Below are 26,791 nucleotides of genomic sequence, written 5' to 3'. Positions count from 1 at the left end.
CCCTTGCCGGGGTGATGAAATTGGTAAACATAGCGGACTTAAAATCCGCCGCTTAACAGCTTGTCGGTTCGAGTCCGATCCCCGGCACCAAGTCCGACCACTAGCGGACGATCAAAAAAACGCCTGTGCGCCGGGCGCCGCCCACGCGCCCGATCCCCATCCCGCAGACAAACCAGACCGCGTCGCACCGGGTGCGAAGGTTTTCCAGCGCCTCGGCGAGGCACGTTGCAGCACGTTGCCAATGCGTGGCATGTTGGACCGATCGGTCCGGACTCGAGGGACGTTATCCATCAAGCGCTGCCCGCAGCGCGTTAAAGCATCGGGTTTATCACTTCAGCAGATAACCGTATCGGATTTGCTTCGTTGTCGCCGCGCGCGTGCGCCGGTAAATTCGTCTGACTGCGCCCTCGCCGGCGTCTTTCGAACAGAATCGACGAAGAGTTTCCTGTGACGACTGCCTTTGCATCCACCGCCGCCGGCATTGCCGGGCGTGCCAATCAGACCCAGCCCATCGAGATTCGCGCTTTCGACGGCCCCGTCGGCGCGGAAGTTCTGGGTCTCGATCTCAGCAAGCCGCTGGGTCAGGACGATTTCGCCCGCATCCACCGTGCGCATCTGGACCACCACGTGCTGGTGTTTCGCGATCAACGCATCACGCCGGATCAGCAGATTGCCTTTAGCCGCCGCTTCGGCCCGCTGCAGATTCACGTGCTGCATCAATTTCAGTTGCCGGGCTACCCGGAGGTGCTGGTCGTCTCGAACATCGTCGAGAACGGCCAGCCGATCGGTCTTGGCGACGCCGGCCATTACTGGCATTCCGATCTGTCGTACAAGGAGAAGCCGAGCCTCGGTTCGCTGCTGCATGCGCAGGAACTGCCTTCGGAAGGCGGCGACACGCTGTTCGCCAATATGCACCTCGCGTGGGACAGCTTGCCGGCGCACTTGCGCAGCGCAGTGGAAGGGCGTTCGGCGGAGCACACGTATCTCGCGAAATACGCGGAATTGCAGAAGCGCAGCCCGTGGCGGCCGAATCTGTCGGCGGAGCAGATCGCGCAAGTGAAGCCGGTGGTGCAGCCGATCGTACGTACGCATCCTGAGACCGGGCGCCGCGCGCTCTTCGTCAGCGAGCATTTCACGACTCGCGTGATCGGCTTGCCCGAAGACGAGAGCAAGTCATTACTCGAGGAAATTTTCGCGCATAGCGTGCGCCCCGAACATCTGTACCGGCATCAATGGGCCGAACACGACATGGTGTTCTGGGACAACCGCTCATTGATGCATCTGGCGGCCGGCACGCCCGATCATCTGCGCCGCAAACTGTATCGCACGACGATTGAAGGCGACGTGCCGTTCTGACGGCAACGCTGCTCACCTTAACAACAATGATCACCACCCCATGCTGACCGGAGTCCCGATGCTTGCCAGGTTTCGCCCGACCGCTATGCGGTCGTCTTTTGCCCGTCGCTTGACCGCAACGCTGCTGACCTTATCGATGGGTGCGGCCGGCTTCGGCGCAGCCATACCCGCGCATGCCGAAGGGCAGATCCGCATTGCCGAACAGTTTGGGGTTGTCTATTTGCTGCTGAACGTGGCGCGTGACCAGCAGTTCGTCGAGAAGGAAGGGCGCAAGCAGGGGCTCGATATCAAGGTCGACTGGGTGAAGCTCTCGGGCGGCGCCGCCGTCAACGATGCGCTGCTCTCCGGCGCGGTGGATATCGCCGGCGCGGGCGTCGGCCCCTTGCTGACGATCTGGGACCGCACGCACGGCAAGCAGAATGTGAAGGGCGTGGCCTCGCTCGGCAACCTGCCGTACTACCTCGTCAGCAACAATCCCAATGTCAGGACGATCGCCGACTTCACCGAGAAGGACCGCATCGCGTTGCCGGCGGTCAATGTGTCGGTGCAATCGCGCGTGCTGCAATACGCGGCGGCGAAGCGCTGGGGCGACAAGGATTACAACCGTCTCGACAAGTTCACGCAGGCGCTGCCGCATCCCGACGCGGCCGCGGCGATCATCGCGGGCGGCACGGAAATCACCGGACACTTCGGCAATCCGCCGTTTCAGGAGCAGGAGCTGGCCGGCAATCCGAAGGCGCACATCGTGCTGAGCTCATATGACGTGCTGGGCGGCCCGAGTTCGGCAACCGTTCTGTACGCGACGGAAAAATTCCGCGACAACAATCCGAAGACCTACCGTGCATTCGTCGACGCGCTGGCGGACGCCGCACGCTTTATCTCGGCGAATCCCGACGCCGCAGCCGACATCTACATCCGCACGAACCAGTCGAAGATCGACCGTAATCTGCTGCTGAAGATCATCAAGGACCCGCAGGTGCAGTTCAAAGTCGCGCCGCAGAACACGTTCGGACTCGCGCAGTTCATGCATCGCGTCGGCGTCATCAAGAACGAGCCCAAGTCGTGGAAGGACTATTTCTTCGACGACCCGGCAACCGCGGCGGGAAGTTGAACATGAATTTCTTCTCGAGCCTGGCCGGTGATTCATCGGCCCGCACGGCCGGCTTACAGGGAGCGATCTGATGGTGGCCAATCCTACCTTGCTGTTTCCGAACGGTGCTGGGCAGGCTGCGCCCGCGACCAGCGAAAAGCTGCTCGCGGTCGAGAATGTCAACCTCGAATACCGCACGCGCGAGCGGATCGTTCGCGCCACTCATGACGTGAGTTTCGATGTCTACGGCGGCGACCGTTTCGTGCTGCTGGGACCGTCGGGTTGCGGCAAGTCGACCCTGCTCAAAGCCGTGGCCGGCTTTATCGAGCCGACCTCCGGCAGTATCTCGCTCGATGGCCAGATTGTGCGAGGGCCGGGAGCCGATCGTATCGTCGTGTTTCAGGAATTCGATCAGTTGCCGCCGTGGAAGACGGTTCTGCAGAACGTCGCCTTTCCGCTGCGTGTAGCGAAGAAGCTTTCGCGCGCGGAAGCCAACGAGCGCGCGCTGCATTATCTGGAGAAGGTAGGGCTCGCGTCGTTTGCCAAGGCCTATCCGCATACCTTGTCGGGCGGCATGAAGCAGCGCGTCGCGATTGCCCGTGCACTGGCGATGCAGCCGCGCGTGCTGCTGATGGACGAGCCGTTCGCCGCGCTCGATGCGCTCACGCGCCGCAAGATGCAGGAAGAACTGCTGCGGCTGTGGGAGGAAGTCAACTTCACGCTGCTGTTCGTGACGCACTCGATCGAAGAGGCGCTGGTGGTCGGCAACCGTATTCTGTTGCTGTCGCCGCATCCGGGGCGTGTGCGTGCCGAGTTGAACAGTCATCAGTATTCGCAGGATAGTTTCGGACGCAGCGATTTTCAGCGCAGCGTCGCGCGTATTCATCACCTGTTATTCGAGCAGACGGAGGCCGTGCAATGAGTTCTCCCGCCACCTTGTTGCCGCCGGTTCGCGAGGAGTACGAGCGTCCGCTCGAACCGCTCGGCGAACTCGCACTCGAGGCGCCGCTGCCGCTCGGCAAACGCATCTTCGCGCAAGGCTGGTTGCGCAAGACGCTGATCGCGCTGGTGTTGATCGCCATCTGGGAGATCGCCGCACGCGCGATCGACAACGATCTGCTGCTGCCGACCTTCGGCGCGACGTTCAGCGCATTCGTCCAGGGCGTGTGGTCCGGCGAGCTGCTGCAGAAAACGGCTGTGTCGATGTCCGTGCTGTTGCGCGGCTATCTGCTCGGCGCGGCACTCGCGTTCGTGCTGACCTCGCTCGCCGTGTCGACGCGCCTCGGCCGTGATGTTCTGTCGATGCTGACGGCGATGTTCAACCCGTTGCCTTCCATCGCGCTATTGCCGCTCGCGTTGCTCTGGTTCGGTCTCGGCACCGGCAGCCTGTTGTTCGTGCTGGTCCATGCAGTGCTGTGGCCGCTGGCGCTGAACACCTACTCCGGTTTTCAATCGGTGCCGGCGACGTTGCGCATGACGGGGCGCAACTACGGGCTCACGGGCATGCGCCATGTGCTGCTGATTCTGGTGCCGGCGGCGTTGCCCGCGATTCTGGCCGGCTTGCGGGTAGGCTGGGCCTTTGCATGGCGCACGCTGATCGCCGCCGAACTCGTATTCGGTGCGAGTTCCGGCAGTGGTGGGCTTGGCTGGTATATCTTCCAGAATCGCAACGAGTTGTACACGGATCGCGTTTTCGCAGGGTTGGCCGCGGTCATCGTGATCGGTTTGCTGATCGAGCATCTGGTGTTCGATACGCTCGAACGCGTGACCGTTCGGCGCTGGGGCGTGCAGCACTAACAGCCCAACGCCTGCGACGACTATAGTGTAGAAACGCGCTTGAACCTGATTTGAAACTGATGAAATACGAAGGGTGCCAACGTTGGCGAAACGTCCGGTTTCGCCTGTCGCTGCCATGAGCTACAAATCTTAAGCTGCGTCGCGGCCTGCCGCCGGCACGCTGAACATCTCATCGACAAACGACGGTTCGTAACAAGGCGTGCGAGCCGTTGGCGACTGTGAGTAGACGTGCGCCTTGGGTCCTGAACCAGATAGACAAGGAGCGTCCCGTCATGCGTATGCGCCCAGATCCCACTTTCCACGCGTCGCCGAAACTCGCGATGGATGCGCCGGCGGAGGACTTCGCCTACACGTTGTTGCTCAGCCCCGATTTCTCGCAACCGGACGCGCTCGCCGTCATCGACGTGAAGCCCGGCTCACCGACTTACAGCCAGGTGGTTCACACCGTGCCGGTGCCGAACAGGGGGGATGAATTCCACCACTTCGGATGGAATGCCTGTTCATCGTCACTGTCGCCGCTGACCGGTCATGCCTTTCTTGAGCGGCGCTATCTGATCATTCCGGGGATGCGTTCCTCGCGCATCTACATCGTCGACACCCAGCCTCATCCGACTCAGGCGCGCATCCACAAGATCATCGAACCTGAGGAAATTTTCAGCAAGACAGGTTATTCGCGTCCGCACACGGTCCATTGCGGGCCAGAAGGCATCTACGTCAGCACGCTCGGTGGCGGTGGGAAGGATGGCATAGACGGCCCCCCGGGCATTTTCATCATGGACTGCGAGACTTTCGATGTGCTCGGCCGCTGGGAGATCGACCGCGGGCCGCAGGAGAAGCACTACGATTTCTGGTGGAACCTGCCGCGTGACTACATGGTGTCGAGCGAGTGGGCGTTGCCGCCGCAATTCGAGAACGGGATCGTCCCCGAAGACCTTCTGTCGAACAAGTACGGGCACCGCATCCACTTCTGGGATCTGCGGGCGAGGCGCAACGTGCAGACCCTCGATCTCGGCGCGAACCACCAGATGGCGCTCGAAGTGCGGCCTGCGCACGATCCCAGCCGCGAATACGGCTTCATCGGCGTGGTGGTGGATACGACGAACCTTGAAGGATCGATCTGGACCTGGTGGCGCGAGGGGGGCACATTCCACATCGAGAAGACCGCGACCATTCCGCCCGAGCCCGCGGCCACGGAACTGCTGCCACCGTTGCTTCAGGGATTCGGTGCGGTGCCGCCGCTCGTCACCGATATCGATCTCTCCATCGACGACAAATTCCTCTACGTTGCCTGCTGGGGAACCGGCGAGATGCGCCAGTACGACGTGACGGAACCGCGTAAGCCGAAGCTCACGGGTTCGGTCCACATTGGCGGGATCGTACGGCGCACGCCGCATCCGAACGGTAAAACCTTTGCGGGTGGTCCGCAGATGGTCGAGATCAGCCGCGACGGGAAACGGGTCTACTGGACCAACTCGCTCTACTCGACATGGGACAACCAGTTCTACCCGGACGGTGTGCCGGCGGCACAGGTGATGGCCCGGGCTGAGCCTGGCGGCGGCCTCGCACTGGCAGACGATTACTGGGTCGACTTTCCCGACGGATACCGGGCTCACCAGATCCGGCTCGAAGGTGGCGACTGCTCGACCGATTCATTCTGCTACCCGTCGGTGGGGATTTGATCGGGGGCGGCTGGCAGCAGACCGGCCTCTGGTTGGCCGTCGCGGCGAGCGGTCTCTATCACGGGATCAACCCGGCGATGGGGTGGCCGCTTGCCGTGTCGAGCGGGCTGATGGAGAGACGGCCACGGGCGCTGTTCTCCGCGCTCTTATACCTCGCGGCGGGGCACGTACTGGCCATGCTCGCGGTCATGGTGCCCTTCGCCATGCTTGCGATCCTGCTCGCCTGGCGGCGCGAGATCCAGATCGGCGCGAGTGTGCTGGTCATCGGCTTTGGTGTCTGCCTGCTGATCTGGCGGCGTCATCCACGTGTGCTCGCGCGGATTCCACCGTCGCGGCTCGCGCTCTGGTCTTTCGCCGTTGCGATCGCGCACGGCGCGGGACTGATGCTTGTACCGATCTACCTCGGCCTTTGCCGGTCCTACGACATGGATCAAGGGCACCAGGCCGCACGGGCGCTGATCGACGCCAACCTGGGCATGGCGCTGCTTGTTTCCGGCGTCCATGCCACCGCCATGACTGTTGCCGGCGGACTGCTGGCCTGGTGGGTCTACCGCTACGTGGGATTGAAGTTCGTGTCGCGGAGCTGGTTCAATCTGGATGCAGTCTGGGCATCGAGCCTCATTCTGGTGGGCACGCTCTCATTGGTGTTCAATATCGTGGTGCCGGGCGGCGAGGGGTGATCGCAGCGGGTTTGCGTTAACGTGGCGTTGATCGGATCAGGCCGGCCCGAGCAGGTTTCTCCACTCCGGAAGACTTCCCTTCGGATCCAGTGCTTCGACCAATGGCGCGCCTCGTGTCGCCAGGTCCTGTTGAACGTCGGCGACAGCGTTCGCAAGGGCACTCGACATTCCTAAACCTTCCAGCATCAAGGCGGCTTCGCGCATTTCTTCGGAGCGCCGTTGCCCGTGTTCGACCACGCGGCCGATCAGATACGCTTCGTAGCCCTTATCCCAGCCTACGCCCGGAAAGCTCGCGGCGAGCGATGCTAGCACGCGGCCGTCTACGTCGAACTGTTTAGCCGCCAGCATCGACTGAACGCATAGCGCTTCCATGCCTTTGATCATGATGCTGCGGCATAGCTTGATGGCCGACGCGAGGCCGACTTCCTGCGCCACGGCTTCCGTGCGCATCCCTAAACCATTGAGACGGTCTGCCATTTGCGTAGCGAGACGCCCACCCAGCAACATCGGAACTTTGATGCCGTACGGTGGAACCGGCGCCATCACCGCGGCTTCCACATAGTCGGCGCCATTGCGCTCGATCTGCTGGCAGTTGCGTTGTTTGACAGCGGGTGAAACCGAATTGAGATCGACGAAGGTCTGGCCGCGCGTCAGATATTCCGCTGAAGCTGTGGCGACCGCTTCAGCCTGGCTTGCGGTGACCGCGGAGAAAATGAGTTGCGTGTCGCGCAGTGCCGCGGGGAGATCGTCGGCCACGTGAACGTTGCATTCGTGGGCCCGCTGCACGATCGTCGAACGCGTGGCTGCGTCTTGCAACTTGATGTCGAAGATCGACACATCATGGCCGGCCGCTTTCAATGTGCGACCGAAGATCGGCCCCACTTCTCCGAAGCCGATGATTGCGATGCGGCCAGTAGGCTGAGTGAGATTCTGATCCATGCTGATTCTCTGCGAGTAAGGGTGGAAATGACAATTTGATCGGAAGGCGCGCTGTGATTTGCGTCGCGGCTTCAACGCGGATGTTCGCTTGTCCGGACGGTCACCGGCGCAGTTGGCGGCGCGTGACGCCCGCTTACGTAGGCGTCGAATTTTTGCTGATCGAACATGCGCTCCCATTTCGACAGCACGAGTACCGCGACCGAGTTGCCGATCACGTTGGTTGTCGACGTGGCGATCGCGAGCACGCGATCGATGCCGAACAGCAGACCTACGCCCGACAACGGCAGCGCGCGCGAAGACTGCAAGGTGGCCGCCAGTTTGACCAGCGCGCCACCGGCCGCGCCGGCGCCGCCCTTCGACGTCAGCAGCATGACCGCGAGCAGGGCCAGTTGTTGCGAGAGCGAGAGCGGAGTATCGGTCGCCTGCGCAATGAAGCCGACCCCGCACGCCATATACAGGCAGGCGCCGTCGATGTTGAAGCTATATCCTGCCGGCAGCACGAAGCCGACCACGGCTTCGTCGCAGCCGGCCTGTTCGAGCTTGGTGATGAGACGGGGCAGCGCGACTTCGCTGGCGGCCGTGCCCATCGCGAGAATCGCTTCCTCCTTGATCAGGCCAAGAATCTTCAGAATGGAGAAGCCTGCTGTGGCCGCCACAATGCCCAGTACGACGAACACAAAAAATAATGTGCTCGCGTAATAGGTCAGTACGTAGCGCAGCAGATAAAGCAGTGTGACGCCGCCGTAGCTGCCCACCGCGGTTGCCATCGCACCGAATGCGCCGAGCGGCGAGAGGCGCATGATGAAACCGAGAATCTTGAAGACGACCGTTTGCGCCTCTTCGATCAGCCGGAAAATGATCCAGTCAGGCTTCGCGCAACTGCTCAACGCGAAGCCCGTCAAAAGCGAAACGAACAGGACGGGGAGAATGTCGCCGCTGACGAAAGCGGAGAGCAAGGTGTGGGGAATGATGGAAGTCAGGAAGTGGATAAACGAGAAATCGCCGGAACTGCCTGCCTTGATGGCGTCCGCCGCGGCTTGCGCCGGACTCAGGGTCAGGGCGCTTGCATGCAGTCCGTCGCCAGGCCGCACGATATTGACGATCGTGAATCCGACCAGCATGGCGAGCGTGCTGACCACTTCGAAATAGAGCAGGGTTTTGATGCCGAGCCGGCCTAGCCGCCTGAAGTCTTTGACATGCCCGATTCCATGAACGACGGTGCAGAAAATGATGGGTCCGAGCATCATCTTCAGGAGCGCGATGAAGCTGTCGCCGAGCGGTTTCATCATCACGGCCTGATGCGGCGCGAGCAGACCGAATGCGATCGCAAGGGCGATGGCGATCAGCACCTGGACGTACGTCTTCCTCAACAGACTCACTGTCTCCTCCGTTCTGCTTTTTATCGATGTCGAAAGTATGGAGGGGCGCGGACGTTTGCCCGCTGCCAAGTGTTGAATGTGCCGCCTGTTTTGTTTATCGGAGCCGGCGAGGAGGGGGTGATGTCCGCGTTTATACCGATGGAATCGATGAAAATGCGCTGGGTGGCGAGTGGCGAGTGGCGAGTGGCGAGTGGCGAGTGGCGGGTGCTGTGCGCCGGGTGGCCGGCGCGGCGGATCGCGCGGATCGGCTCAGGTCCGTCGGGTAACGTCGCGGATCGCTTCCATCAGCTTGCGGGCGGCCGGCGAGGGTTCGGCTGCCGCGCGCGTCGTGAGACCGATTGCGCGTTCCGTGTTGGGGAGCGCGACGTCCAGAATCACCAGTTGTCCGGTCTCGAGTTCGTAGTGAACCTGTTGCGCAGACAGAACGGCAAGCATGTCCGTACGCAACAGGAGACCGCGAATCATCGCGAGATCCGCGGTTTCGATTGCGGGTACTGGCGCTTTGAGCTTCATGCGCACGAAGAGCGCATCGAGGATCGAACGCGCCGGCGTGTGGTTGCGCGGCAAAAGCCACTCCGCATCGGCCAGTTGTCGTAGCTTGAGTCCCCGCTTGCCGGCGAGCGGATGGTCCGCGCGGGCGAGCACGACCATATCGTCCGACATCAGCGGTTCGCCATGCAGCCCGCTCGCGGCATCGGTGGGACGCAGGGCGCCGAGAATGAAGTCGATGTCGCCGGCACGCAGCTTTGCCACCAGCGTTTCGTAGGCGCTTTCGTCGGTGGTGATGCGCACACCCGGATAGTCGCGCCTGACACGCGCCACCGCTTCCGGAAGGATCAACGTGCGGCTGAGCGGTAACGCGCCGACCGCGGCATGACCACGGATAACGCCGCGCACGGCGGCGATATCGTCCGGGATGTGGCGCAGTTCGTTGAGCGCGCGCCGCACGTGCAGTGCGAAAATTTCACCCTCGCGGGTGAGTTGCACGCCTCGTGCCGTACGGTGAAACAGCGAAATCTCCGCACCGTTCTCAAGAATCCGCACTGCGCTGCTGACGGCCGGCTGGCTGACCCCGAGGGCCTGCGCCGCGCTCGGCATATGCTGATGGCGCACGAGTGCCACGAATAATTGCAGGCGGCGCGTGTTCAGCAAGTAAGAAGGAATCGAGCCGGCAGTGAAGGTTCGTGTGCGCGCCTGGCGCGTCGCGCACCATTGTGCGAGTGCATGCAATTCCGCGAAGATGCGCCGGCTGCGCTCGTCGACGGCACGGCCGACCGAGGTGGGCAGCATGCCCGATGGCCGGCGTTCCAGCAGCCGTTCGCCGAGCGTTTCTTCGAGTTCCCGCACGGCGCGCGTCACGGCCGATTGCGCGCGAAAGAGCAGCGCCGCGGCCCGGCTTGCGCTGCCGTGTTCGACGACGATGGTGAACGCACGCAGTTGGGCGAGATTGAGCAGTTCGGCGGTCGCGGATGTCGGGTTGGTCAAGAGAGCGGACGTGCGGAGTAAACGCTAGGTCAAAGCGCTGGGCCAAAACGCGGAAGCAAAACGCAAAAGAAAAACGCAGAAGCAAAACGCAGAATCACGCCGCGGTGCCATAGAGCGGCAATATTTTCGCTTCAAGCATCGCAATCGCATGGATGGCAAGTTGCGACAGCGTGTGCTTGCTACTGGTTGCAATCGCAAGACGGCTGAAGAGCGTCGGCTCGGTAATGCGGATCATCTGGAAGCGCCGCTTGAGCGCATCGCTCGTCGTCGCGTTGAGCGATAGCACCGCATAGCCGATACCCTCGCTGACCAGATCGAGGATGGAGGTCACGGCATCGACCTCCAGTTCGATCCGCAATCTTACGCCCTGTTCCGCGGCGGCCGCTTCAACCATCCGTCTGATCGCGTGCATGCGGCCAGGGATGATGAGCGGGTAGCGCACGATTTCCCGCAGCGTGATCGTGGTTGTGGGCTCGCGAGTCGACTCTGTGTGCGTATCGCCACTGTCCGGGCCGATCAGAAACAGTTCTTCGGTAAAGATGGTTCGCTTGTCGATCAGCGGCGTATCGAACGTGTCGTACAGTACCGCGACGTCGATGCGGCCCATCATCAGCCATTCGATCAGATAAGTGGACAAGCCTTGCGCCACCGAGATGGTCGCGCCGGGAAACGAGGAACGGAAGCCACGGACCAGCTCATGCGTGGCGACCCGCGCGAAGCTGGGGGTAATGCCGATGCCGAAATGGCCGCCGGGCGCGCCGTGCAACTCGTCCAGATCCTGCGAGGCGCGCTGCACCTGCTGCAGGATACCTTTGGCATGCGCGAGCATCCGCTGGCCCGCCGGCGTCAACGTTACGCCGCGGCCGGTCCGTTCGAGCAGCGTATGCCGCAACTCCACTTCAAGATGCCGCACGAGCCGGCTCAGGGCGGGCTGGTTCGTGTCCAGCGTGATTGCGGCACGGGTAAAGCTGCCGAGTTCGGCGACGTGAACGAATGCCTCGAGCTGCTTCAGGTCCATGATGGGCGAGTTATGTGAAATTCACATATCAGCTAGTTCAATATGGCGATTGTACCGAGCCGCCATCGTCGCCACAATGCATGCAACCCATACCAAGCCGCGCCACGCGGCATGACATCGAGACGACGCTTCATGAAATCCTGCCTGCCTCCCGATCCCCATCCCGTTCGACCCGCCCAGCAACTTCCCGCCGGAGCATGTGACGCGCACTGCCACGTCTTCGGCCCCGCCGATCAGTTTCCTTATGCGCCGGACCGCAGCTACACGCCGCCTGACGCCCCGTTCGAGCGTCTTGTCGCGTTGCACGATTTTCTCGGCGCGAGCCGCGGCGTGATCGTGCAGGCAAGCTGCCATGGCACGGACAACACGGCGATGCTGGATGCGATCGCACGCGGCAAGGGGCGCTATCGCGGCGTCGCGATCGTCGACGGCGACGTGAGCGACGAACAGTTGGCCGACCTCGACGCGCACGGCGTGCGCGGCGTGCGCTTCAATTTCGTCGCGCATCTGGGCGGAGCGCCCGATCTCGACGTATTCGACCGGGTGCTCGAACGGATCGAGGGCCTTGGCTGGCACGTCGTGCTGCATCTCGACGCGCAGGACATCCTGCAATACGCCGGGCGGATCGCGCGGATCAAGGTGCCGTTCGTGATCGACCACATGGGCCGCGTACGCGCCGAAGCCGGCGTCGATCAGCAGCCGTTCCGCCAGCTTCTGGAACTGATGCGCAATCCGCTTGCGTGGGTCAAGGTGTGCGGTGCCGAGCGCGTGTCCGCCGGCCGCCGTCCGTTCGACGATGCGATTCCATTCGCGCGCGCGCTGATCGAAGCGGCCCCCGAGCGCGTGCTGTGGGGTACCGACTGGCCGCATCCGAACATCAGCAAGGACATGCCGAATGACGGCGAGCTGGTCGATCTGCTGTTCCGCTTCTGCCCGGACGCGGCGCTGCGCGAGCAACTGCTCGTCACGAACCCGGCACGGCTTTACGGATTCTGAGCGAACCGTTAGCTTGACCTGCTTCCCGCATTTCGCTTGCTTCACTTTCGTCACTTTTGAACTGCCACACCAAGAATGGCAGCCAGGCGGAAATCCGGAATCGGCCGGCTTTCCGTCCACCATTCGTATCAGGAGACAACAATGACCGGTATGCATTGCCACGGGGCCCGTTCGGCCCGTTCGACTCGTTTGGCCCATTCGCGAGCGGCGCCATGAACGACAGCGCCGTCATGACATCCCCCGCGCGCAGCGCGAAGAAACCCTTCTATCGCGCGCTGTATTTCCACGTGCTGCTCGCGATCCTTCTCGGCGTGCTGCTGGGCCATTTCGCGCCGTCGCTCGCCGTGCAGATGAAGCCGCTCGGCGACGCGTTCATCAAGCTGGTCAAGATGGTGATCGGCCCGATCATCTTCTGCACCGTCGTCACCGGCATTGCCGGCATGGGCGACATCAAGAAGGTCGGGCGTGTAGGCGGCAAGGCGCTGCTGTATTTCGAAGTCGTATCGACATTGTCGCTCGTGATCGGGCTGCTCGCCGGCCATCTGTTTCATCCCGGCACCGGCTTCAATCTGAATCCCGCTTCGATCGACACCAAAGCGCTCGCCGGATTCGCGACGGCCGCGCATGAGCAGAACACGGTCGAGTTTCTGATGCACATCATTCCCGAGACCGTGGTCAGCGCATTCTCGAGTGGCAACGTCCTGCAGATTCTGCTGGTCTCCGTGCTGTTCGGCGCCGCGCTCGCGGCCACGGGAGAATACGGCCGGCCGCTGGTTCGCATGATCGACCGCTTCGCGCAGACGTTCTTCGGCATCGTTCACATCATCATGAAGGTCGCGGCGATCGGGGCATTCGGATCGATCGCGTTCACGATCGGCACCTATGGCATCGGCGCCGTCCTGCCTTTGCTGAAGCTGATCGGCACGTTCTATCTGACGCTCGTCTTTTTCGTGCTGGTGGTGCTCGGCGTGATTTCTCGCCTGCTGGGTTTCAGCATCCTGCGTTTTCTGAGCTATATCCGCGAGGAAATCCTGATCGTGCTCGGCACGAGTTCGTCCGAAGCCGCGCTGCCGCGGATGCTCGAAAAACTCGAACGGCTCGGCTGCTCGAAATCGGTGGTGGGTCTTGTGATTCCGGCCGGCTATTCGTTCAATCTCGACGGCACCAACATTTACCTGACGATGGCCGTGCTGTTCATCGCGCAGGCATTCAACATCGAGCTCAGCCTGACACAGGAGCTCACGCTCGTGGGCGTGGCGATGTTGACGTCGAAGGGCGCGAGCGGCGTGGCGGGTGCCGCCTTCGTGATGCTGACCTCGACGCTGCTGGTGTTCCCGATTATTCCGGTGTCCGGAATGGTGCTGATCCTCGGCATTCACCGCTTCATGGGAACGGGACTCGCAATTGCCAACACCATCGGCAACGGTGTCGCCACATTGGTGGTGTCGGCATGGGAACACGAGCTTGACCGCTCGAAACTGAACGCCGAAATGTCGCGCCGCCACGCCGAATGACGGGCTAGCCGGCGAGAAAAATCCTCGAGTATTTCGCTGTCTGCGTGCACTGTCCGTGCACGCAGCGGGGGAGCGCTCGCGCGCATAAAAACAAACTGGTCTGGAGACAAAAACATGATGTCAGTAAAGAAAAACGGCTTGCCCGGGCGAGCACGTCTCACCGCTGCCTGCGTGGCAACGGCATGGTTGGCGGTCAATGGAATCGGCGTTGCGCACGCGGACGATTCATCGGCGGCAAGCGGCGCGGCGGCGACGCCATCGTCTTTCGTGCAGCTCTATGGACTCATCGGCATGTACATCGACAGTTCGAAACTGAGCACGACGCGTGCGAGCGCGGTGCAGATGGGCGGCGGCGGAATGACAACGTCGTTCTGGGGCATGCGCGGCCGGGAAGACCTTGGTGGCGGCAACGCAGTGATCTTTGCGCTCGAGAGTTTTTTCAGGCCGAACACGGGGCAGATGGGACGCAACACCACGGATGGTCTGTTTTCGCGCAATGCCTATGTCGGCCTGACCGGCGCCTACGGCACGTTCAAAGTGGGGGAGCAGACCAACCCGACTTATTCCAACCAGCAACTCGTCAACCCGTTCGGTTCGTCGGTGGTGTTTTCGCCGTTGATCGTGCAGTCGTATACCGCGAGCTATAGTAATACGCAGATCGGCGACACGGTCTGGCAAAACGCCGTCGAGTACGTTTCGCCAAACTACAACGGCCTCACGGGTACGGTGATTTACGGCGTGAGCAGCACCACGGGTCAACAGGGGAAGGACAACATCGGTTTGCACCTGACCTACGCAAACGGGCCGCTCACGGCGGTGTTCTCGGCGCAGCGCGTACGAACGGCGGCGGTTGCGCCGTCGACCGGTCAATATCTTTATCTCGCAGGCGCTGCGTACGATGCAAAGCTCGTCAAGCTCTATGGGGCTGCGCAGATGACCAGCAACAACAACGTCGAGACCGGCTCGCATACGTATGAGCTAGGGGTTTCCGTACCGTTGTCGCCGTCGAACACGATTCTCGCGGAATGGGCGCGCACGAAGCATAGCGCGCCGTCGAACCAGAGCAATGTGCGCAACACCGGCTCCATTGCCTTTAACCATACGTTGTCGAAGCGCACGTATGTGTACGCGGTCTATTCCTACGACAAGCTGACGGCCAATCCTTCGGGCAGTACCTACGGTGTCGGCATGCAGCATACGTTTTAAGGCGAGGCGACCCGGCAGCCGAAAGAGCGGATTAGCGAAGCCTGTGCGCTGGCATGAGCGGCGCAGTGCTTGTGAAACGTTTGCGGCCGGGGCGTTTGTAAGGCGTGTTCATGCTTCATTCGCGTTGCCGACCGCACACACGTCCGGCTAAATCGTGCAAGCTCCTTGTCGGTCTTTGCAAGCCGGATGTCATCAATATCGGAGCGTGACGCCTCGAGTTCCGAGGCCGCTTTCACGTTCATCGCGACCCATGTGGCGTCGCTGCCAGTTTCCAGTCCACTTTCCGTCGAGACATCAACGCGCTTCCTCGTTCCGATGAACGAGTTTCGTCGCTTGCCCAGCAAGTTGACGATTCCCCACTGTTACGCCACCATGCAGTTCGCTGAACAAAACTCGACAAATCTCTACAGTGCTAGCCAACCCGGCTTGTATGCGTAACGCTAGAATTTCACTGATGCGGCATTGAGAAATCAAAAAGAAATGAAATTTCGAAAACGAAATTGCACCGTCGATGCAATCCAGTGGTTCAAGCCGGGTGACCATGCTGCGGTTGAAATGCACGACGGGCTGTGGGGTGTGTTGACGCTGGAGGGGTGGCGGACAGTTGAGCCGGGTGACTGGATTGTGACAAGCCACGGCGAAAACCCGTTCCCCATGAAAAATCAGCTGTTCGTCAACATCTACGAACCCGTAACCGACGCGGATTGATATCCCGGGACTGACCACCCCTATTGGATTTCTGACGGAGCGGCAGGTCTTTGGCTCTGCCGGTCCGTTTATCTCAGGCTGTCTTGCGAGGGGCAAAGCGGCGCTTTCGAAGGGCTGGCGTGATGCGCCGGAAGCGCTCCTTCTTATGCTCTTCTTCAAAATGGCTGAGCGACGGCTTGATCAGATCGCTGCGCGACACGATCCCAACCAGACGCATCGTCTCCCGGTCGGCGACGACAGGCAAACGTTCCAGACCATGTACGGCGAGCCGCGTCGCAACGAGCCGGCAGGTTTCGTCGGGCAAAGCAAAAGCGGGCGGACGTTGCCGCAGTACGTCGGCCAGACTCAAGCTCGCCTTGAGTCCCGAGTCATCCCGGCACAGCTGCTGAAGCAACATCCGGTCGATCATGCCGAGCACCGTGCCGTCCTGCACTACCGGGTAAGCGCGGCGCGTTTGTGTGCCGCCGAAGTAGGTGGCCAGTGCATCGGCAACCGTCGTGACGGCGTCGATAGATTCGACCGAGGGTGTCATGACCTCGTCGACATAGTGGCGCTCCAGCGGGTCAACGCCATACTCGCGATAGATGTGATAGCCGCGGCGCGCGATTTTTTCCGTCATGATCGAGCGACGCATCACCACCGTCGAGAATCCGTGTGCAACGAGCGTCGCGCTCAGAAGCGGCAGCAGCGCATTGCTGTCGTGCGTGAGACCGAAGGCGAAGACGATCGCTGTCAAAGGCGCACCGAGGGTTGCGCCGAGCGTAGCGGCCATGCAGACGAGCGGCCACAGTGCCGGTTGATTGCCGGGCAGAAAGTGAGCGAGAACGGTTCCGAGTCCGGCACCCAGCATCAGCAACGGGGCGAGCACGCCCCCGGAGGTTCCCGAACCGAGTGCAACGACCCACATCACGGCCTTGACGGCCAGCAACGCGAGCGCGATCTGCAAGGCGATATTCTGGTGAAGCAGATCGCCGATCACGTCGTAGCCGACGCCGAGTGCGCGTGGCTCGATGAATCCGCCAATGCCGACGATGACACCGCCAAGCGCGGGCCACCACATCCAGTGAATCGGCAACTTGCCAAACAGATCTTCTGTCTTGTACAGGGCAGCCGAAAGGCCCGACGCCAGCGCGCCAGACAATAGTCCGGCAATGACACAGGAGACGAGCGACCAGCCGTCAGGCGCGCCTGTCTCCAGCGGGAACAACGGTCCGGTGCCGAAAAACGCGGCGCGGGCGAAGCCGGCGACCGCACAGGCGAGCGCGACAGGCAGGAAGCTGCGCGGCCGCCATTCGAACAGCAGCAGTTCGACGGCGAGCAACACAGCGGCCACCGGTGTGCCGAACACCGCGGTCATACCCGCAGCGGCGCCGGCGACCAGCAGCGTTTTGCGCTCCGCCGAGGTCACTTTCACGCATTGTGCGATCAGTGAGCCGAGTGCGCCGCCCGTCATGATGATCGGTCCCTCGGCGCCGAATGGGCCGCCGCTGCCGATCACGATGCCTGACGACAGCGGTTTGAGTACGGCGATTTTCGGCGACATCTTGCTCTTTCCAAACAGGATCGCTTCAATCGCTTCCGGAATGCCATGGCCGCGGATTTTTTCGGAGCCATACCGCGCCATCAGGCCGACGATCAAACCACCCGCCACCGGCACGAGAATGACCCAGGCGCCGAGTGCGTTGTGGGCGGGCGAGCGATCCTCGAACGAGAGATTCCCGAAGAAAAACAGATTGGTGAAGAGGTGGATCAGATTCAACAATACAAAGGCGGCAAGGGTGCTGATTGCGCCGATGCATGCAGCGAGTACAAAGATGCCGGGCAGGCGCGCATTGGATGAAAAATCGCGCTTGTGAGAACCTGTGCTCATGATTATTCGAAGTCGATCTGTGGAATCTGGAAAGCACCTTCGAGCGATTTCAGCTCGGCACGGTGCAGTTCCGCCAGTTTTGCAAGTACCTTTTCACCCGCTTTTTCCAGGTGAACCTCAACCTGACGGCGGTCGGCTTCACTGACCTGGCGGCGGACCAGACTGAGTGCTTCACAACGCGATACCAGGGCGACGACACCGTGATGCTGGGCCTGAAGCCGCTCCGCCAGTTCGCCGACGGTTGCCCAGTCGCGCTCCGGATATCCCTTGATATGCAGCAGCAGCAAATACTGGAGCGGCGTGATGCCCTCGCTTTGGGCGGCCTGTTCCGAGAACCGTTCAAAGCGCCGCATCTGGTAACGAAACTCTGACAACTGCTCGAAGTCGGCCTTGCGCAGCCCGCGAATCCGTTCTTTCATTGGGAATACCTGCCAACGTAAAAACGGTAATTATATCATATGGTGATATAAATTATCGTGAATTGGCCGTATCTGCTGCGTGTTGCCGGGCGCCGTTTGTTAAGCCACCTGCCTGTTCTTCGTGAAAGTCTGACGATACAGGCCGGAGATCAGATCTACCTGCGTAATCATGCCGACCACCTGGCCGGCAGCATCGAGCACCGGAATATGGTGATGCCCGTAGTTCGCGAACATGGGCACGAGTTCGGTAATCGGCGATGCCGCGCCGACCGTGCAGACTTCGGTGCTCATGACGGAGCCGACAGTTGGCGTGGAGAGCGAATCCCGGCGAAGCCAGCCATCGACGTAACTGGCAACGGTGGAAAGCTTTCCGAACGTTCGCTTATCGATCAGATCCGCGCGGGTCACGATACCCACGAGCTTGTGCGACGGATCGGTGACCGGCAGGGCTTTCACGTGGTTGCTTTTGAGCAGGTCCCACGCGGCCGCGGCTCGGGTGTCTGGTGCCACCGTCACGACGTGACGCGACATGATGTCCGCGCAGATCAGTTCGTTAAAGGTTCGCGAGAAAGCCTGAAGCTGTGTCTCGCGCAGCAGCGATTCGAGGTCGTCCGGATCGATATCCAGCATTTCGCTGCGTCTTTTCAGAACCGCTTCGAGATCTGCCCGGGTGAAGCCCGAGCGCGACGCCTGGTCGGCCGCTGTGCCCGCGTTTCCCTGGTTTTGACGCCCGGCGGCGTGCGGATAGCGGTGGCCGGTGGCGGCGTGATAGACGATCGCGGCAAAGAGCAACGCAACCGATTGCACGGCAATGGGCTCAAGTACGAAAGCGTAGCCCAACGCGTGTACCGCGGGGCCGCCCAGCACGGCTGTCAGCGCGACGGCACCCGAAGGCGGGTGAACGCATCGAAGAGCGAACATGCCGCAGATCGAGAGGGCGACGGCCAGCGCCGCCGCCAGGATCGGGTCTGCAATCAGGCTTGCGCAGGTCACGCCAATCGTTGCAGAAACGAGATTACCGCCGATGATGGACCACGGCTGCGCAAGCGGACTGGCCGGCACGGCAAACAGCAATACCGCGGATGCGCCCATTGGCGCGACGAGAAGCGGAATGTTCGCCGTGGACCCGAGCAGAAGATGCATTGAGCCGCCCGTGAACGCGATGCCGAGCAGTGCACCGAGGCAGGATCGCCAGCGCTCCTGCCATTTAACGGCTATTGGGGCGGGGATAAAGCTGGAAATCCAGTTGAGCGTGTTGGAACGGGACAAGATCTGACCGGGGAAAGGTTGCATGAAGTCAATCGCGAGGCCATGACCTTAAGGGTGAACCCTCGCGCAACGAAATAAACAATCGTCGTGATTATATTGCATTGTGATATAACCTCGCGATTTCGCCGCTTGCTGTCCATGTGAAACCATTGAGTGCACGCCTGTAGCGTGCCCGTACGGTTGGTATGCACCGAGCCTTCAAAAAAGCCGGCAGTTATCAAAATTACTCACGTTGTGATGTAAAATGATTGCACAACCATTGTGTGAGTGGAGCCAGTTCGACTGCGATTCACTCTATAAGGGAGGGGCCATCATGATGATCACTTTTCAATCGACTGCATCGCCGGATGTTTTGATGCTGCGGGATCTTGCGCAATATCTTCTGGGATTGATCGGCAAGCGGCTCGACACCCGCGGGGTGATCATGCACGACGAACTACCCGGCGCAATCAGCCGCCTGGAAGCGGCGATCGCGGACGAAGCGAAGGCTGAAATTGCCCTTGAGACGTTGCAGTGCTCCCCCGGCAACCGGCGCGACACGGGCAACGGACTTTCACAGCGCGCGTGGCCATTTCTGGACATGATGCGAGCGGCGCGCAAAACAGACGCGGACATCATCTGGGGACTGTAGCCGCTACGTGCATGAGTTGAGTGCTCGTAGGGTCGCGCGCCGCTCGTGCCGCCCCTGCGCGTCAACGCGCGACTTCGAACAACACGTCGCACGGCACCCGATCGAGCAGCCGCGCATGCCACCGTGCGAGGTGCAGCGTATCCGGTTGGCTCATCTCCAAGCCATCGCTTCGTTTCGATTATATATCACAACATGATCTATATACGGGATTTTGCACGGATGAGCAAGTGCCGTCGCGAGGTCCTGGCTGGTTCACGCGACAAGAAGACAGTCGCTCGCACATTACATCACAAAATGATGCAATATTAGATCTTCAGGCCGCTGTGCAGCGGGCGGCATTTCTGCTTTTCTCCATTCGACTGTCGGGATCCAACGTGCACGTGAATGCTTCCAAAGGCGATTTCGCCACCGATACCCGGTTATTGCGGATCACCGCCATCGCAGCCGTGGTCGGCATCCTGAGTACGCTGGCGGCAGACTTTCTGCTGCACCTGATCCGTTTTTTCACGAACCTGTTTTTCTTCCAGACGGTCTCGATCGAGAACCACTCGCCGGCGGTCAACACGCTGGGTTTGTGGGTTATCGTCGTGCCGGTGATCGGCGGTCTGATCGTCGGGTTGATCGCGCGCTTCGGTTCGGAGCAGATTCGCGGACACGGTATTCCCGAAGCCATCGAGGCCATCCTGTTTGGCAAGAGCAAGATGTCGCCTACCGTGGCCGTGCTCAAGCCACTGGCTTCCGCTATCGCGATCGGCAGCGGGGGACCGTTCGGCGCCGAGGGGCCGATCATCATGACCGGCGGCGCTATCGGCTCGCTGATTGCACAGTTTTTTCATCTGTCCAGCGGGGAACGTAAGACGCTGCTGGTCGCGGGCGCGGTCGCCGGCATGACCGCAGTGTTCGGCACACCTGTGGCCGCGGTGTTGCTGGCGGTGGAATTGCTGCTGTTCGAACTGCGGCCACGCAGCCTGCTGCCGGTCGCTGTCTCGTGTGCCGTTGCAGGATTCGGTCGCCCGCTGCTGATGGGCAGCGGTCCGTTGTTTCCGCTGCAAACGCTGCCGCTCGGACCGCTTGGACTCGCTTCCTGCGCGATTGCCGGGCTTATTACCGGTGCGCTTTCGTGGGCGCTGTCGAGTTGGCTCTACAAGGTTGAAGACACCTTCGCGCGGTTGCCGTTCCACTGGATGTGGTGGCCGGCGCTCGGCGGCGTGGCGGTCGGCATCGGTGGCTACTTTCAGCCGCGCGCCCTCGGTGTCGGCTATGACGTGATCGGCGATCTGTTGCTGAATCACCTCACGCTTAGCGTCGTACTCGCGATCGTGCTGGTCAAGGCGGTGATCTGGGTGATCGCGCTGGGTTCGGGCACGTCCGGCGGTGTTCTCGCTCCATTGCTGATGATGGGCGCGGGCGTGGGCGCGGTGCTCGGTCCGTTCATGCCAGGTGGCGACCCGGCCGTGTGGCCGCTTGTATTCATGGCGGCGGCACTCGGCGGCATGATGCGCGCGCCGATCATGGCGGTGGTATTCGCGTTCGAACTGACGCACGACGCAAACGCGTTGCTGCCACTTCTGACCTCCGCGGCGGTTTCGTACGGATTTACGGTGCTATTCATGCGCCGTTCGATTTTGACGGAGAAAATCGCGAGGCGCGGTTATCACATCTACCGCGAATACGGCATTGACCCGCTTGAACGGCATCACGTCGACGAAGTAATGACGACGGACGTGAAGACCATCGATGCGGACACAAGCGTCGCCGACGCCCTCGAACAACATTTTGGCCCGCAACAGGTGCATCGCGCCTATCCGGTCGTGCGAGATGGCGCGCTGGTCGGCATGGTTGATCGGCGGATGCTAGGCATCGCGATGGACGGTGAGGGCGGGGCAATGCGCGTTGCCGACCTGTTCGGTGACGAGCGCCCTGAAATCGCACTGCCGGATGAGACATGTCGGCATGTCGCGGCACGTCTCGCGGTCCGTTCGCTCGATCGCGTGCCGGTCGTCGCGGATGAAAAGACGTATCGATTGATCGGCGTTGTGTCTCGACATGATCTGGTCAAACCGTCGCTGTCGATCTTCAACGAGGAACGCGAACGCGAGCAGTTCCGGAGCGTATCGCTGACGCGCGGTAAGCGGGCGGCGCCGGTCGAGGACCGCGCGCCACCACGTTGAACCTCGGCTCCGTTACGGTCCCGGTAGCGCATGCTGCGCCCGAGATTGAGCGCTCCCGCTTTGCTGACGTTGCCGGTGTGACAGACCCTTCGGCAGTCGATCTATTTGTATCATGAGGTGACATATAATGAAGCAATAGGCGAGTCGCCCATGAATGGATGATCGCCAGCCTGGGTGAGACGGAGCGGGCGTAGCCGGATTAGTTCCAGGATCACCACAGCCGGAAGAGGAGGTGATGACATGTCGAGCTTCAGCCGTGTGCTTCTTTGTTATGACGCAACCCGTGAAGGCCAGCGGGCGCTTGGAGAGGCGGCCGCGCTAGTCGAAGTGCTCAGAGCGGAAACCCACGTTCTTTCCATTCTGAACAACGCTTCGTGGATACAGGGTGCGGATATCACATCTGCTGTGCCCTTCGACGTGGTGAGCAACGCAGCCAAAGATCTGCTTCAGGAAGGGTTGAAGAAGCTCGCAGCGCGTGGAATCCAGGCAACCGGACACTTCGTTGTGGGGGAGCCGTTGGATCAGATTCCGCTCTTTGCAAAAGATCTGAACGTTGATCTCATCGTGGTGGGCCATCGCCACGCCAGCCGGTTGGCGCGCTGGTGGGCCGGCAAAAACGACGGGCGGCTGCTGGACAAGGTGAGTTGCAGCGTGCTTGTTGCAATGTGCCCGAAAGACGATGGTATCGGATCGATCGCGTAGACGTTGAGCGTCGGCCGAAAGAACTTCTGCCGGTGAAAGAGCTACCCCAAGCTCACGATTAATGTAAATTGGTCGTTCTTGAGAGTGCCTTTCAGCGGAGAGACCCATGAAAAACGGAAAACCAAAACTGACGCGTCGGGATGCGGACAATCTTTTCCCCGGCCTGCAGCAAAGCGGCGCCCATCTTGCGAGCCGCCCCGATAACCCGTTTGGGGGAGAGGTACCTGAGGCAATCGTTCGGCGCGATCGCGACGAGGCCTCGCTCTGGAAAGACAATCTCGTCACGTTGCCCATCGCAATCGAGTTGCCGCCGGGATATGAGTCGCTGTCACGCTTACGCGAAGCGATGGAGCAGGCCTGGCACGTGAAATGGGTCAGGGAAAGCGGCAGCGAGGTCGTCGCGGAATTTCCCGAAGGCTGGGCGGCCGTTCGGCCGGCAAGCGGGGCCGTCGAGTTGAAGGACGCGAGCGGCGTGGTCCGGGCCGTGTACGGCTGGGCCGGGGATGCCGAAGTGAGACTGTTGCCGCGGTATCGGGTCGAATCGCAGGAGAACAGCTCGAGCGGTCTCGGCAGTCTGGTGGTCCGCGATCGCGAGAACGGGCACATTCTTGAGCGGTCGTCGATCTGGTCTGCTCAGACCGGAACAAACCACCCTGATTGGGCCAGACTGTCGGCGTGGCTCGACAGGCAGTATCCTGGCCACCGTGATCCACTGCGGCTGTGGACGGATTGCGAAGCCAACCTCAGTTGAATCCGGTCCATCGCGCATCTGCTTTTCCGGCCGCGAGGCATGCAAGCCATGCCGTCGCCAATAGCAAAGAACATCACCATGCAACACCTGAAATACCTGACCGGCTATCCTTCGGCGCTACAGGAAAAGGTCAGGAAGCTGATCGTCGACGAGCAATTAGGCCCTTACCTGGCGAAGCGGTACCCTGGTACGCACGCCGTGCAAACGGACCGGGCACTGTATGAGTACTGCGCGGAGTTGAAACGTGAACACCTTCGCACGGGCGCCGCGATCGACAAGGTCACCTACGACAGCAAGCTCGACGTCGTGCGTCATGCACTTGGTCTTCACACGAGCATCTCGCGCGTGCAAGGCGGCAAGCTGAAGGCAAAGAAAGAAATCCGCATCGCCTCGCTATTCAAGGACGCCGCGCCGGAATTTCTGAAAATGATCGTTGTACATGAACTCGCCCATCTGAAAGAAAGCGACCATAACAAGGCGTTCTACCGCCTCTGCGAATTCATGCAACCGGGCTACCATCAGATCGAATTCGATCTGCGTTTGCATCTGACGTACCGCGATCTGAAGAAGAACCAGACCTGAATGCGGGGCGCCGGGATTCAGGTGTGATCCCGAACCCGGCACCTGAGCAAGCAGCCTGCACCTCTCAGGCGGCAACCGCCTCAACCGTCTCCACCGCCGATGCCTTCAACAGCACCGGAATCGATTTCGAAGTCGGCGTCCCCGCGCCATCGGCGACCGAAGAGAGCGGCACCAGCGGATTCGTCTCCGGATAGTACGCGCCGAGGCATCCGCGCGGAATGTCGTACTCCACCAGCAGGAACCCGGCCGCGTGACGCTCGATCCCATCGGCCCACACGCTCGTGATATCCACGCGCTGGCCCGCTGCGAAGCCGAGCATCGCGAGATCGTCCTTGTTGGCGAACAGCACGCGCCGCTGCCCGTACACACCGCGATAGCGGTCGTCGAGGCCGTAGATCGTCGTGTTGTACTGGTCGTGTGAACGCGTCGTCATCAAGGTCATCAGCCGCTCGCCATGCTCCGCGCGTGCCTGATGAATCGGCGTGTCGACGTCGATGGCATGCACCAGGAATTGCGCCTTACCGCTCGGCGTTTTCCAGATCCGCTCGCGCGACGCCACGCCGAGATGAAAACCGCCCGGGTGCTTCAGGCGCTCGTTGTAATCGTGGAAGCCGTCGATCACTTTCGCGATGCCGTCGCGAATCAACGCGTAGTCGGCGGCCTGAGCGAGCCAATCGACCTTGCTGCTGCCGAGCGTGGCGTGCGCCATGCGCGCGACGATCGCAATCTCCGACAGCAGATTCTCCGAGGCCGGCTTGTTCATGCCGTACGAGATGTGCACCATGCTCATCGAATCCTCGACGCTGACGCCTTGCGCCACACCATTCTGCAAATCGATCTCGGTGCGTCCGAGCGTCGGCAGAATCAGCGCGTCGCGTCCGTGTATGAGATGGCTGCGGTTCAGTTTGGTCGTGATGTGTACGGTCAGCTCGCACGAGCGCATCGCTTCCCACGTGCGCGGCGTGTCCGGCGTCGCGATCGAGAAGTTGCCGCCGAGGCCGATGAACACCTTCACCTTGCCGTCGAGCATCGCCTGAATCGTGTTGACGACGTCGAGGCCGTGCTCGCGCGGCGGCTCGAAATCATAGACTTCGCCGAGCCGGTCGAGAAACGCCTGAGTCGGCCTTTCTTCGATACCGACGGTACGGTCGCCCTGCACATTCGAGTGCCCGCGCACCGGGCACAGGCCCGCACCGCGGCGGCCGATATTGCCGCGCATCATCATCAAGTTCGACAGGATCTGTACCGTCGGCACCGAATTCTTGTGCTGCGTGAGGCCCATGCCCCACGTCGAAATCACCGCGCGGCCCTTCACGTAGATGTCGGCGAGCTTCAACACGTCTTCGAACGGCACACCCGATTCGGCGACGATCGTGTCCCAGCTTTCGGCACGCAAATCGTCGGCGAATGCGTCGAAACCGACCGTGTGTCCGGCGATGAACGCGACGTCGAGCACGCGTTCCAGACCGGAGGCCAACGCTTCGTCGTCGAGTTCGATCACGCGTTTGGCGACGCCCTTGATCAGCGCAAAATCGCCGCCGACTTTCGGCCGGATGAACACGGAGCTGATCTTCGTGCTGCCCATCGTGATCATTTCCACCGGATGCTGCGGGCTGGCGAAGCGTTCGAGGCCGCGTTCCTTCAGCGGGTTGATCGACACAATGGTCGCGCCGCGCTTCGCGCATTCACGCAGTTCGCCGAGCATGCGCGGATGGTTGGTCGCCGGATTCTGGCCGAAGATCAGGAGCGTGTCGGCGTGTTCGAAATCGTCGAGCGTGACTGTGCCCTTGCCGATGCCGACCGTATGCGGCAAGCCGCGGCTGGTCGCTTCGTGGCACATGTTCGAGCAATCGGGGAAATTGTTGGTGCCGACCATGCGCACGAACAACTGATACAGGAACGCGGCTTCGTTGCTGGCGCGGCCCGAGGTGTAGAAGGCGGCGCTGTCGGGATTGTCGAGTCGCTTCAGGTGATCGGCGATCAGGTCGAAGGCTTCGTCCCAGCCGATCGGCACGTAGCGGTCGCGCACGGCGTCGTAGACGAGCGGGTCGGTCAGGCGGCCGTGTTGTTCCAGCTCGAAATCCGACTGCGCCATCAGTTCTTCAACCGTGTGTTGCTCGAAGAAGGCCGGCGTGACGCGCTTGCTGGTCGCTTCGGCGGCGACGGCCTTGACGCCGTTTTCGCAGAACTCGAAAGTGGACGCATGCTCGCGATCCGGCCACGCGCAACCCGGGCAGTCGAAGCCGTCCGGCTGGTTCTGTTTGAGCAGCATGCGGTAGTCGCCGCCCGTCACCTTTTCCTTGAGCAGGTTGATGGCGACGTATTTCAGCGCACCCCAGCCGGCGGCGGGGTGCGTATACGGTTCGATGCGAGCGTCGGGTTTCTTCATGATCTTGCTGCTGGGCGTGGCTTGGACGAGGCTTTTAGGCCGATGCATGGAAGCCTACTGTGTTCCAAGTGCAGTGCAGCATACAGAAAATCGGAAAGCGGAGGAGTACAGTTGCGGGATATCTGTCATAGACTGACGGTCCGCCCACGCATTCGTTTGA

General features: G+C 61.3%; 23 protein-coding genes and 1 tRNA gene. 16 read left to right on the top strand and 8 right to left on the bottom strand.

Translation table 11 applies throughout. The annotated features are described in order from the left end of the window. The first annotated feature begins 5 nt into the window (after positions 1-5). From ACOSV0_RS13645 to ACOSV0_RS13615, 7 genes are all read left to right on the top strand, one after another. A tRNA-Leu gene (locus ACOSV0_RS13645) sits at positions 6-90 on the top strand. Positions 91-447: 357 nt separating this feature from the next. Continuing rightward, positions 448-1,356 carry a TauD/TfdA dioxygenase family protein gene (locus tag ACOSV0_RS13640; RefSeq protein ID WP_434106682.1) on the top strand — a complete coding sequence of 303 codons (909 nt, stop codon included), beginning with the start codon at positions 448-450 and terminating at the stop codon, positions 1,354-1,356. A gap of 58 nt (positions 1,357-1,414) precedes the next feature. Further along, positions 1,415-2,467, top strand: coding sequence for an ABC transporter substrate-binding protein (locus ACOSV0_RS13635; protein WP_434106681.1), 1,053 nt, complete (start codon positions 1,415-1,417; stop codon positions 2,465-2,467). 70 nt (positions 2,468-2,537) lie between these two features. Then, a complete protein-coding gene (locus ACOSV0_RS13630) occupies positions 2,538-3,368 on the top strand; it encodes an ABC transporter ATP-binding protein (protein WP_434106679.1) in 831 nt (276 codons plus the stop codon). Further along, the gene (locus ACOSV0_RS13625) at positions 3,365-4,243 is read left to right on the top strand and encodes an ABC transporter permease (protein WP_434106678.1); all 879 of its coding nucleotides are present in this window, start codon (positions 3,365-3,367) and stop codon (positions 4,241-4,243) included. Before ACOSV0_RS13630 ends, ACOSV0_RS13625 begins: the two co-directional genes overlap by 4 nt. 272 nt (positions 4,244-4,515) lie before the next feature. Further along, positions 4,516-5,922, top strand: a complete 1,407-nt coding sequence (locus tag ACOSV0_RS13620) for a selenium-binding protein SBP56-related protein (protein WP_434106677.1) — start codon at positions 4,516-4,518, stop codon at positions 5,920-5,922. Next, entirely contained in the window at positions 5,919-6,602 is a 684-nt protein-coding gene (locus ACOSV0_RS13615) for a hypothetical protein (RefSeq protein ID WP_434106676.1), read from the top strand. Before ACOSV0_RS13620 ends, ACOSV0_RS13615 begins: the two co-directional genes overlap by 4 nt. A 36-nt stretch (positions 6,603-6,638) precedes the next feature. On the opposite strand, the gene ACOSV0_RS13610 is transcribed toward ACOSV0_RS13615, so the two are convergent. From ACOSV0_RS13610 to ACOSV0_RS13595, 4 genes are all read right to left on the bottom strand, one after another. After that, positions 6,639-7,541 carry a DUF1932 domain-containing protein gene (locus tag ACOSV0_RS13610; RefSeq protein ID WP_434106675.1) on the bottom strand — a complete coding sequence of 301 codons (903 nt, stop codon included), beginning with the start codon at positions 7,539-7,541 and terminating at the stop codon, positions 6,639-6,641. A 71-nt stretch (positions 7,542-7,612) separates the two neighbouring features. Further along, on the bottom strand, positions 7,613-8,920 hold the full coding sequence (locus ACOSV0_RS13605) for a cation:dicarboxylate symporter family transporter (protein ID WP_434106674.1): 1,308 nt from the start codon (positions 8,918-8,920) through the stop codon (positions 7,613-7,615). Positions 8,921-9,169: 249 nt separating this feature from the next. Continuing rightward, entirely contained in the window at positions 9,170-10,405 is a 1,236-nt protein-coding gene (locus tag ACOSV0_RS13600; protein ID WP_434106673.1) for a LysR family transcriptional regulator, read from the bottom strand. A gap of 94 nt (positions 10,406-10,499) precedes the next feature. Continuing rightward, on the bottom strand, positions 10,500-11,423 hold the full coding sequence (locus tag ACOSV0_RS13595; RefSeq protein WP_434106672.1) for a LysR family transcriptional regulator: 924 nt from the start codon (positions 11,421-11,423) through the stop codon (positions 10,500-10,502). A gap of 132 nt (positions 11,424-11,555) precedes the next feature. On the opposite strand from ACOSV0_RS13595, the gene ACOSV0_RS13590 reads away from it, so the two are divergent. The 4 genes from ACOSV0_RS13590 to ACOSV0_RS13575 all read left to right on the top strand — a co-directional run bounded on the left by ACOSV0_RS13590 (position 11,556) and on the right by ACOSV0_RS13575 (position 15,847). Continuing rightward, complete coding sequence (locus ACOSV0_RS13590) at positions 11,556-12,419, top strand: amidohydrolase family protein (protein WP_434106671.1); 864 nt, start codon at positions 11,556-11,558, stop codon at positions 12,417-12,419. Between the two features lie 212 nt (positions 12,420-12,631). Continuing rightward, entirely contained in the window at positions 12,632-13,933 is a 1,302-nt protein-coding gene (locus tag ACOSV0_RS13585; protein WP_434106670.1) for a dicarboxylate/amino acid:cation symporter, read from the top strand. Between the two features lie 117 nt (positions 13,934-14,050). Continuing rightward, positions 14,051-15,139: a porin gene (locus ACOSV0_RS13580; protein ID WP_434110276.1), complete on the top strand. Its 1,089-nt coding sequence runs from the start codon at positions 14,051-14,053 to the stop codon at positions 15,137-15,139. Between the two features lie 480 nt (positions 15,140-15,619). Continuing rightward, on the top strand, positions 15,620-15,847 hold the full coding sequence (locus tag ACOSV0_RS13575; RefSeq protein ID WP_434106669.1) for a hypothetical protein: 228 nt from the start codon (positions 15,620-15,622) through the stop codon (positions 15,845-15,847). A 73-nt stretch (positions 15,848-15,920) separates the two neighbouring features. Here the strand turns inward: ACOSV0_RS13575 and ACOSV0_RS13570 are convergent, their stop codons facing one another. The 3 genes from ACOSV0_RS13570 to ACOSV0_RS13560 form a co-directional block, all read right to left on the bottom strand. Continuing rightward, on the bottom strand, positions 15,921-17,717 hold the full coding sequence (locus ACOSV0_RS13570; protein WP_434106668.1) for a chloride channel protein: 1,797 nt from the start codon (positions 17,715-17,717) through the stop codon (positions 15,921-15,923). Positions 17,718-17,719: 2 nt separating this feature from the next. Then, positions 17,720-18,136, bottom strand: coding sequence for a MarR family winged helix-turn-helix transcriptional regulator (locus ACOSV0_RS13565; protein WP_434106667.1), 417 nt, complete (start codon positions 18,134-18,136; stop codon positions 17,720-17,722). A 99-nt stretch (positions 18,137-18,235) separates the two neighbouring features. Further along, entirely contained in the window at positions 18,236-19,405 is a 1,170-nt protein-coding gene (locus ACOSV0_RS13560; RefSeq protein ID WP_434106666.1) for an HPP family protein, read from the bottom strand. Between the two features lie 313 nt (positions 19,406-19,718). On the opposite strand from ACOSV0_RS13560, the gene ACOSV0_RS13555 reads away from it, so the two are divergent. The 5 genes from ACOSV0_RS13555 (at position 19,719) to ACOSV0_RS13535 (ending at position 24,242) form a co-directional block, all read left to right on the top strand. Beyond that, positions 19,719-20,036 carry a DUF1840 domain-containing protein gene (locus ACOSV0_RS13555; RefSeq protein ID WP_434110274.1) on the top strand — a complete coding sequence of 106 codons (318 nt, stop codon included), beginning with the start codon at positions 19,719-19,721 and terminating at the stop codon, positions 20,034-20,036. Between the two features lie 380 nt (positions 20,037-20,416). Then, the gene (locus ACOSV0_RS13550) at positions 20,417-22,207 is read left to right on the top strand and encodes a chloride channel protein (protein WP_434106665.1); all 1,791 of its coding nucleotides are present in this window, start codon (positions 20,417-20,419) and stop codon (positions 22,205-22,207) included. A 240-nt stretch (positions 22,208-22,447) separates the two neighbouring features. After that, positions 22,448-22,909, top strand: coding sequence for a universal stress protein (locus ACOSV0_RS13545; protein ID WP_434106664.1), 462 nt, complete (start codon positions 22,448-22,450; stop codon positions 22,907-22,909). Between the two features lie 106 nt (positions 22,910-23,015). Beyond that, the gene (locus ACOSV0_RS13540) at positions 23,016-23,660 is read left to right on the top strand and encodes a hypothetical protein (protein ID WP_434106663.1); all 645 of its coding nucleotides are present in this window, start codon (positions 23,016-23,018) and stop codon (positions 23,658-23,660) included. 78 nt (positions 23,661-23,738) lie between these two features. Further along, positions 23,739-24,242, top strand: coding sequence for a YgjP-like metallopeptidase domain-containing protein (locus tag ACOSV0_RS13535; RefSeq protein WP_434106662.1), 504 nt, complete (start codon positions 23,739-23,741; stop codon positions 24,240-24,242). A 64-nt stretch (positions 24,243-24,306) separates the two neighbouring features. Here ACOSV0_RS13535 and ACOSV0_RS13530 read toward each other — a convergent pair whose 3' ends face one another. Then, positions 24,307-26,631: an FdhF/YdeP family oxidoreductase gene (locus tag ACOSV0_RS13530; protein ID WP_434106661.1), complete on the bottom strand. Its 2,325-nt coding sequence runs from the start codon at positions 26,629-26,631 to the stop codon at positions 24,307-24,309. Between the last annotated feature and the right edge of the window lie 160 nt (positions 26,632-26,791).

The sequence above is a fragment of the Paraburkholderia caffeinilytica genome, from assembly GCF_051027425.1.
Classification (GTDB): domain Bacteria; phylum Pseudomonadota; class Gammaproteobacteria; order Burkholderiales; family Burkholderiaceae; genus Paraburkholderia; species Paraburkholderia caffeinilytica_A.
This window is presented reverse-complemented; position numbering and strand designations above follow the sequence as displayed.

Bases quoted from the DNA above. Each gene is read 5' to 3' on its own strand.
- ACOSV0_RS13635 (WP_434106681.1), top strand. From the start codon at position 1,415: ATGCTTGCCAGGTTTCGCCCGACCGCTATGCGGTCGTCTTTTGCCCGT.
- ACOSV0_RS13630 (WP_434106679.1), top strand. From the start codon at position 2,538: ATGGTGGCCAATCCTACCTTGCTGTTTCCGAACGGTGCTGGGCAGGCT.
- ACOSV0_RS13625 (WP_434106678.1), top strand. From the start codon at position 3,365: ATGAGTTCTCCCGCCACCTTGTTGCCGCCGGTTCGCGAGGAGTACGAG.
- ACOSV0_RS13620 (WP_434106677.1), top strand. From the start codon at position 4,516: ATGCGTATGCGCCCAGATCCCACTTTCCACGCGTCGCCGAAACTCGCG.
- ACOSV0_RS13610 (WP_434106675.1), bottom strand. From the start codon at position 7,541: ATGGATCAGAATCTCACTCAGCCTACTGGCCGCATCGCAATCATCGGC.
- ACOSV0_RS13595 (WP_434106672.1), bottom strand. From the start codon at position 11,423: ATGGACCTGAAGCAGCTCGAGGCATTCGTTCACGTCGCCGAACTCGGC.
- ACOSV0_RS13590 (WP_434106671.1), top strand. From the start codon at position 11,556: ATGAAATCCTGCCTGCCTCCCGATCCCCATCCCGTTCGACCCGCCCAG.
- ACOSV0_RS13585 (WP_434106670.1), top strand. From the start codon at position 12,632: ATGAACGACAGCGCCGTCATGACATCCCCCGCGCGCAGCGCGAAGAAA.
- ACOSV0_RS13580 (WP_434110276.1), top strand. From the start codon at position 14,051: ATGTCAGTAAAGAAAAACGGCTTGCCCGGGCGAGCACGTCTCACCGCT.
- ACOSV0_RS13575 (WP_434106669.1), top strand. From the start codon at position 15,620: ATGAAATTTCGAAAACGAAATTGCACCGTCGATGCAATCCAGTGGTTC.
- ACOSV0_RS13570 (WP_434106668.1), bottom strand. From the start codon at position 17,717: ATGAGCACAGGTTCTCACAAGCGCGATTTTTCATCCAATGCGCGCCTG.
- ACOSV0_RS13565 (WP_434106667.1), bottom strand. From the start codon at position 18,136: ATGAAAGAACGGATTCGCGGGCTGCGCAAGGCCGACTTCGAGCAGTTG.
- ACOSV0_RS13555 (WP_434110274.1), top strand. From the start codon at position 19,719: ATGATGATCACTTTTCAATCGACTGCATCGCCGGATGTTTTGATGCTG.
- ACOSV0_RS13545 (WP_434106664.1), top strand. From the start codon at position 22,448: ATGTCGAGCTTCAGCCGTGTGCTTCTTTGTTATGACGCAACCCGTGAA.
- ACOSV0_RS13540 (WP_434106663.1), top strand. From the start codon at position 23,016: ATGAAAAACGGAAAACCAAAACTGACGCGTCGGGATGCGGACAATCTT.
- ACOSV0_RS13535 (WP_434106662.1), top strand. From the start codon at position 23,739: ATGCAACACCTGAAATACCTGACCGGCTATCCTTCGGCGCTACAGGAA.
- ACOSV0_RS13530 (WP_434106661.1), bottom strand. From the start codon at position 26,631: ATGAAGAAACCCGACGCTCGCATCGAACCGTATACGCACCCCGCCGCC.